The organism is Myroides indicus, assembly GCF_004364575.1.
Taxonomy (GTDB): domain Bacteria; phylum Bacteroidota; class Bacteroidia; order Flavobacteriales; family Flavobacteriaceae; genus Flavobacterium; species Flavobacterium indicum_A.
Map to the genome: position 1 here is coordinate 1 of NZ_SOAG01000055.1, position 5,788 is coordinate 5,788.

Genomic DNA, 5,788 nt, shown 5'->3' on the forward strand with positions numbered 1-5,788 from the left:
TCGGATCAGGGCTGGGACGGAACCTTTAACGGCAAGGCTATGCCTGCTACGGATTACTGGTTTATGGTAGAGTATATACAGGAGAGTGTGGATGGCAAGCTCCTGCCTAGGAAAGTAGAGTATAAAGGACACTTCTCATTAAAAAGATAATTAAGTTATGAAGTTGATAAAAAAAGGTTGTGTAGATAGAATACAATACAGAGCTAGATTATTGGTTATAACTGAAGTTGTCAATACAGGAGATAAAAATATATAAAGTGGTGTTTTTCAGGAGAAAATGGAAGCAATACTTTAACTGGACATATAGAGAATTCAGATTAAAATAAAATTTTTGTATAGAGGTTGCTTTTTGAAAGAAAAGTAACCTCTGTCGTTTGATAAATGTGCTTGAAGGGGTAAAGAAGGAGACTACTCAAGCTTTAGCATGCCTAATACAATTGACAGACTACATATAGAATCTTTGTTAATCAAAAATGGAGGATATTCTTCATTATCGCTGCGGCATTCTAAAGATCCTTCAATTTCGCTAGGGAATAATCTTTTTATCATAGTACCTTGTTTCGTGTTTAATACATAGACCTCTCCCCATTGGTAAAAACTTGTATCGTGTACAAATTTGCATCCAAGTAGATCGCCGTTGTTATATTTTGGACACATGCTAGAGCCACTCATTCGAATTATATATTCTATTCCTCTTTGTTTAAATTCTGGGATTAAATATGAATCTAGGATAAAATTTTCTTTTAGCTCATTATTTAATTTATCAATAACAGGTTGTAGAGGTATTAAAGGTATATAGAATTGATCATCATATAATTTTTTTGAGTATTTTGTATGAGCATGGGCTGTTTTCCATTTAACAGCCATTCGAAAGATATTTCTAATATTTCGTTAAGTTTTACGATAAAATCTATTTTGGGAATAGTTTTAGAACGATAGTTTCTAATATTCGCCTCGCTAGTTCCTAATTTTTTAGCAAATAAAACATTGTTTCCTCCAAAAAAATATTTGGTTATTTTGTTTATTCGAAATAAGTTTTGATATTTGTTATCTATAAAAATTGTAACCAATTGAACCAAGGGACAAAAATAGAAAAAACAAGTCGTATAATATCTATAACAAGGATATTATTAAAAGGCTTGTAGAAAAGTATGAAACTATACCTCATTTTATTTATGCCTCGCTTAGAGGGGATAGAGTGAGCCAAACCTCAATTCAAATTTGTGAAGATTATAAGAAGATGAAAAAAAGAATTAATGAGGTACTTCAAAGCTTGTAAACTTGTTTGTAGGCTTAATAGTAATAGAAAGGTAAGTTAAACTTTATAAGTGCTGATAGAGGCAAAAGAAGCGCATGTGAGAATATATAATACAAAAGCTAAAGAATGTCTTAGAAATAGAAATAATTAACTTTTGGAAAATTTGATTCTTTGTGATTTTTGTATCATTTATAAGAGTTGAATTATAAAAAAATAAATTAACCTAATTAACTAATAAATTATGAAAAAAATTACAACTATTGTTTCAGTTGTTGTCTTTCTCATTTGTAGCGTCTTAGTCTACGCTATAAATAAGGAATATAATGCTGGAAATTTTCTTTTCAATATATTAGAAAAGAAAGAAGTCACTTTATCTCATAAAGAAGTGGATGGACGATCTTTATTTGTGGATAAAAAGTCTAATAATGAAACCCAAGACGCATTGTTGTTTGCCTCTTATGCTGAAGACTATGAGGTTACGGGGACGTGTCTGATGCTTTTTACTACGACTTATGTTCCGATGTATAGTACCTCTAATGCAACTGCAGTAAATAGAACAGCCGTAATTTACCCGGCTAGTCAGCTTGTAGGGGTTGCCGGTCAGGAGTTGGAATCTATTTATTTTAATCGGAACGGAACTAATGATCCTACAGGATCTCCAAAATTTAAGGTATATTTGAAAGAGACTGCTAGTATAGATTTTGGTTCTGGAGCTTGGACGTGGGATACTACAGGAGCTACTTTAGTATATGATTCTAATCCTCTGTCTGAGATGTCCGGAGGAGCGGGTTGGAAAAAATTCGCGTTTTCGACTAAATTTACCTATTCAGGGACACAGAATCTGATGGTGTTGATGGAATATGAGAATGGAGGGAATACTACAAGTGTGTCTTGGGAGTATGAGTACGGATCACCTTGTGTAGATACCTCTAATAGCAATACTACAAAATATAATAACAATACAACAGGAACGCTCAGTACCTCTTTGGTGTCGTCTGATTACAGAAGGCCACATATTAAATTGGGATATTCAGTTAGCTGCGCTTCTCCGGAAGATTTAGCTGTTTCTACAATTACCACTAATGGGGCTACTATCTCATGGAATAAAGGAGGGACAGAAACAGCTTGGGAATATGCGGTGCAACCAGCGGGACAAGGAATACCTACAAGTTATACGCCGGCTACTTCAACTTCTATTAATGTTACGGGATTGAGTCCGGCAACTAGCTATGAAGTGTATGTGCGATCAGATTGTGGCAGTACGGACGGTAAAAGTGTTTGGAAGATGGAAACTTTCGGAACGTCTTGTGGGATAATAACGTCTTCTTTGTGGTGGGAAGGGTTTAACTCGGATTCCGCAAGTTTAGATTGCTGGACGATAGTGGATGAAAATAACGATTCAACTTCTCCGACAGGTAGCAATATCTGGAAAACAAGTGCAACTAGTTATGAGGGCTCTCACTCGATGTATTTTTATGGCGCTCAAAGTGATGCTACAAAAAGACCACATAACGACTGGTTGATTTCGCCACCTATAAAAATGCAGGCGGGAAAGCAGTATAGATTAAAATACCATTACAGAACTACTTCTACTACTTCTTATGATTATGAGTTTGCTGTATTGATATCTACCACGGGATCGGACAGTACTTCTAAATTTACAACTTCAATTGTTCCTAAAAAGAAGTATACCCCAAGTACAGCTTGGTTTGAGGAATATTTAATTATTGATGGAGTAAATGCAGATGTCAATATAGCTTGGCATGTTACGTCTTCTTCTCAATATACTTATTTGTATTTGGACAATGTTTTTATAGAAGAGGTAACAGGATGTCCGGAGCCTATGGATTTAGATGTAAAAGGAGTAGGATCAGACACTGCTACACTTTTTTGGACAGATAATTTTGGTGCTACAGCTTGGGAGTATTATGTACAAAAAACCGGTGGGGGAAAACCTACTGTCGGAGGGACTGCAACGACTACAAAAGAAGTTACAGTAACTAAGGATGCTTCGGGAGTAGCATTGGAAGATAATACAGAATACGAATATTACGTTCGTACTTCGTGTGGAGGAGGAGAATATAGTATATGGCAGGGGCCTTTTACATTTAGAACACAGTGTGCATCTTTTTCGATTCCTTTTTGGGAGGGATTTAACACAGACTCAAAAACGTTAGATTGTTGGACGATTGTCGATGGCAATGGAGATTCAACCTCTCCTACAGGGAGCAATATATGGAGGACATACACAATAAGTCCGATGGAAGGGGATCAACAGATGTATTTCTATGGAACTTCAGCCGGAGCTCCTCACGATGATTGGTTAATATCACCGGCATTTACACTAGATGCAACAAAAGTGTATAAGTTGACTTATAGATATAAAACAAATACTTCTTATAATAATGATTTTGAAGTATTGCTTTCTAAAGGAGGTATAAGTCCGAATGATTTTACAACTACTATTTTGTCTAAAACACATAGCAGCAGTACGGAGGAAGAAGAAACATTGTTTATAGGTGGGATTAGTGGAGATGTTAACCTTGCCTGGCATGTAACCACACCTTCTTCAGCTACTTATTTGTATTTAGATGATGTGACTCTTGTTGAAGTAGACTGTGTGGATCCTATGAATTTAGGTGTAAAAGATATTGAGTCTAACAAGGCTACTATTGTATGGGAGGATGATTTTAATGCGAGTTGGGAATATGTTGTTCAGGAAGAAGGCGATGGATATCCGGGCGGTGCAGGTACATCTGTCACAGCTAATGAGGCAGCAGTAACTAAAACGAATAGCGGGGCTACCTTAAAACCTAATGTAGAGTATGAATTTTATGTTAGATCTAAATGTACAGATGGAACATTTGGCGATTGGATAGGTCCTTTTGTTTTTAAAACAGAGTGTTCAGCAGTTAGCTGGCCGTTTACAGAAACCTTCGAGACTAATTCTACAACGGTAGATTGTTGGACAGTTCTGGATGTAGGAAGTGACGGATCGGGAACAACTACGAAAACAAATACATGGGGACTTTACAGTAGTTCTACTTATGCGTATGAAGGGACTTACAGTATGCGATTTTATGGAACATCAGCAGGAGCACCGTTTGATGATTGGTTGATATCACCCATAATTCAGATGAAAAATACAGATATTTATCAACTGACTTATTATTACAGAACCAATGCCTCTTATGAGAATAATTTTGAGGTAAAATTATCAACTAAAGGAACGGATCCAAGTCAGTTTACAACTACTTTACTGGCATCAGATACGTATAAGAACGGAGATTATGAGAAAAAGATATTATACATTACTGGTGTAGATGGAGATGCCAACATAGGATGGCATGTAACGGCAAGTAATAGCAGCTATACCTATGTATATCTGGATAATATTAAACTTGAAAAAATTGATTGTATCGGTCCGGAAGACGATATAACAATTAGTGACCTGGAGATCGACAAGGCTAAGTTTAACTGGACGGATACCGAAAATTCTCAGTGGGAGACCTATGTTCAGGCGGCAGGGAGTGGAAAACCTACGGGCAGCGGTACTTTAGTGACCAGTAAACCGGTAACAGTAACCCGTACCAATGGCACAGGCAGCGGAAATTTACAACCGAATACAGAGTATGAATTTTGGGTTCGATCTACTTGCGGTCCGGGAAAAAACAGTGGTTGGGTAGGACCTTTTACTTTTAGAACACCGTGTGATACGCAGGTGTTACCATTTTGGGAAGGATTTAATAAAGATTCCAAAACGATAGATTGTTGGAATATAATTGACGGAAATGGGGACTCTACTTCATCTACAGCTGGTATTTGGCATATGAATTCAACAAATTATGAAGGTGATCAGTCCGCAAGGTTCTACGGATCTTCCTCTGCAAATTTACCCCATAATGACTGGTTGATGTCTCCGACTTTTACTTTGGATCCTAGTAAATATTATAGATTAAAGTATCACTATAGAACAACTTCTACTACTTCTTATGAGTATGAGTTTGAGGTATTGTTGTCTGATTCAGGAATAGATAAAACTTCTAATTTTACGGATGTGGTTGTTCCTAAAAAGAAATATGATCCAAGTACGACATGGGAAGAAAAAATTGCTATTATCTCAGGAGTTAGCGGAAATATTAATTTAGCCTGGCATGTTACCTCGTCTACTCAGTATACTTATGTATATATAGACAATGTCTTTTTAGAAGAAATAGACTGTCCGCAACCAGTGGAGTTAGGTAGCAAAGATGAAAAGGAAGAGAAAGCAACTATTTATTGGCAGGATAACTTTGGTTCCGACTGGGAATTTATTGTACAGGAAGCAGGAGGTTCTACACCACTTCCAACTGCAACAGGGAGCAACACTAAAAATAAAGAAGTTGTTGTAACTAAAGACAAGAATGGAGATAACCTGGCGTCTAACACGGAGTATGAGTTTTACGTTCGTACTGGTTGTGGAAACGGAAAATACGGAGAGTGGTCCGGACCTTATATATTTAAAACAGCTTGCGGAGTGTTTACTACACC

3 protein-coding genes are annotated in these 5,788 nt (G+C 36.7%); 2 read left to right on the forward strand and 1 reads right to left on the reverse strand.

Annotated elements, in window-relative coordinates; translation table 11 throughout:
- On the forward strand, positions 1 to 150 hold a 150-nt coding region (locus tag C8P70_RS13425), incomplete at its 5' end, for a T9SS type B sorting domain-containing protein (RefSeq protein ID WP_133712624.1).
- Positions 151 to 408: 258 nt separating this feature from the next.
- Here C8P70_RS13425 and C8P70_RS13430 read toward each other — a convergent pair.
- Positions 409 to 867: a S24 family peptidase gene (locus tag C8P70_RS13430; RefSeq protein ID WP_133713820.1), complete on the reverse strand. Its 459-nt coding sequence runs from the start codon at positions 865 to 867 to the stop codon at positions 409 to 411.
- A 632-nt stretch (positions 868 to 1,499) separates the two neighbouring features.
- Between C8P70_RS13430 and C8P70_RS13435 the strand changes: the two genes are divergently transcribed.
- The coding region (locus C8P70_RS13435; protein ID WP_133713821.1) for a choice-of-anchor J domain-containing protein at positions 1,500 to 5,788 on the forward strand (4,289 nt) is incomplete at its 3' end.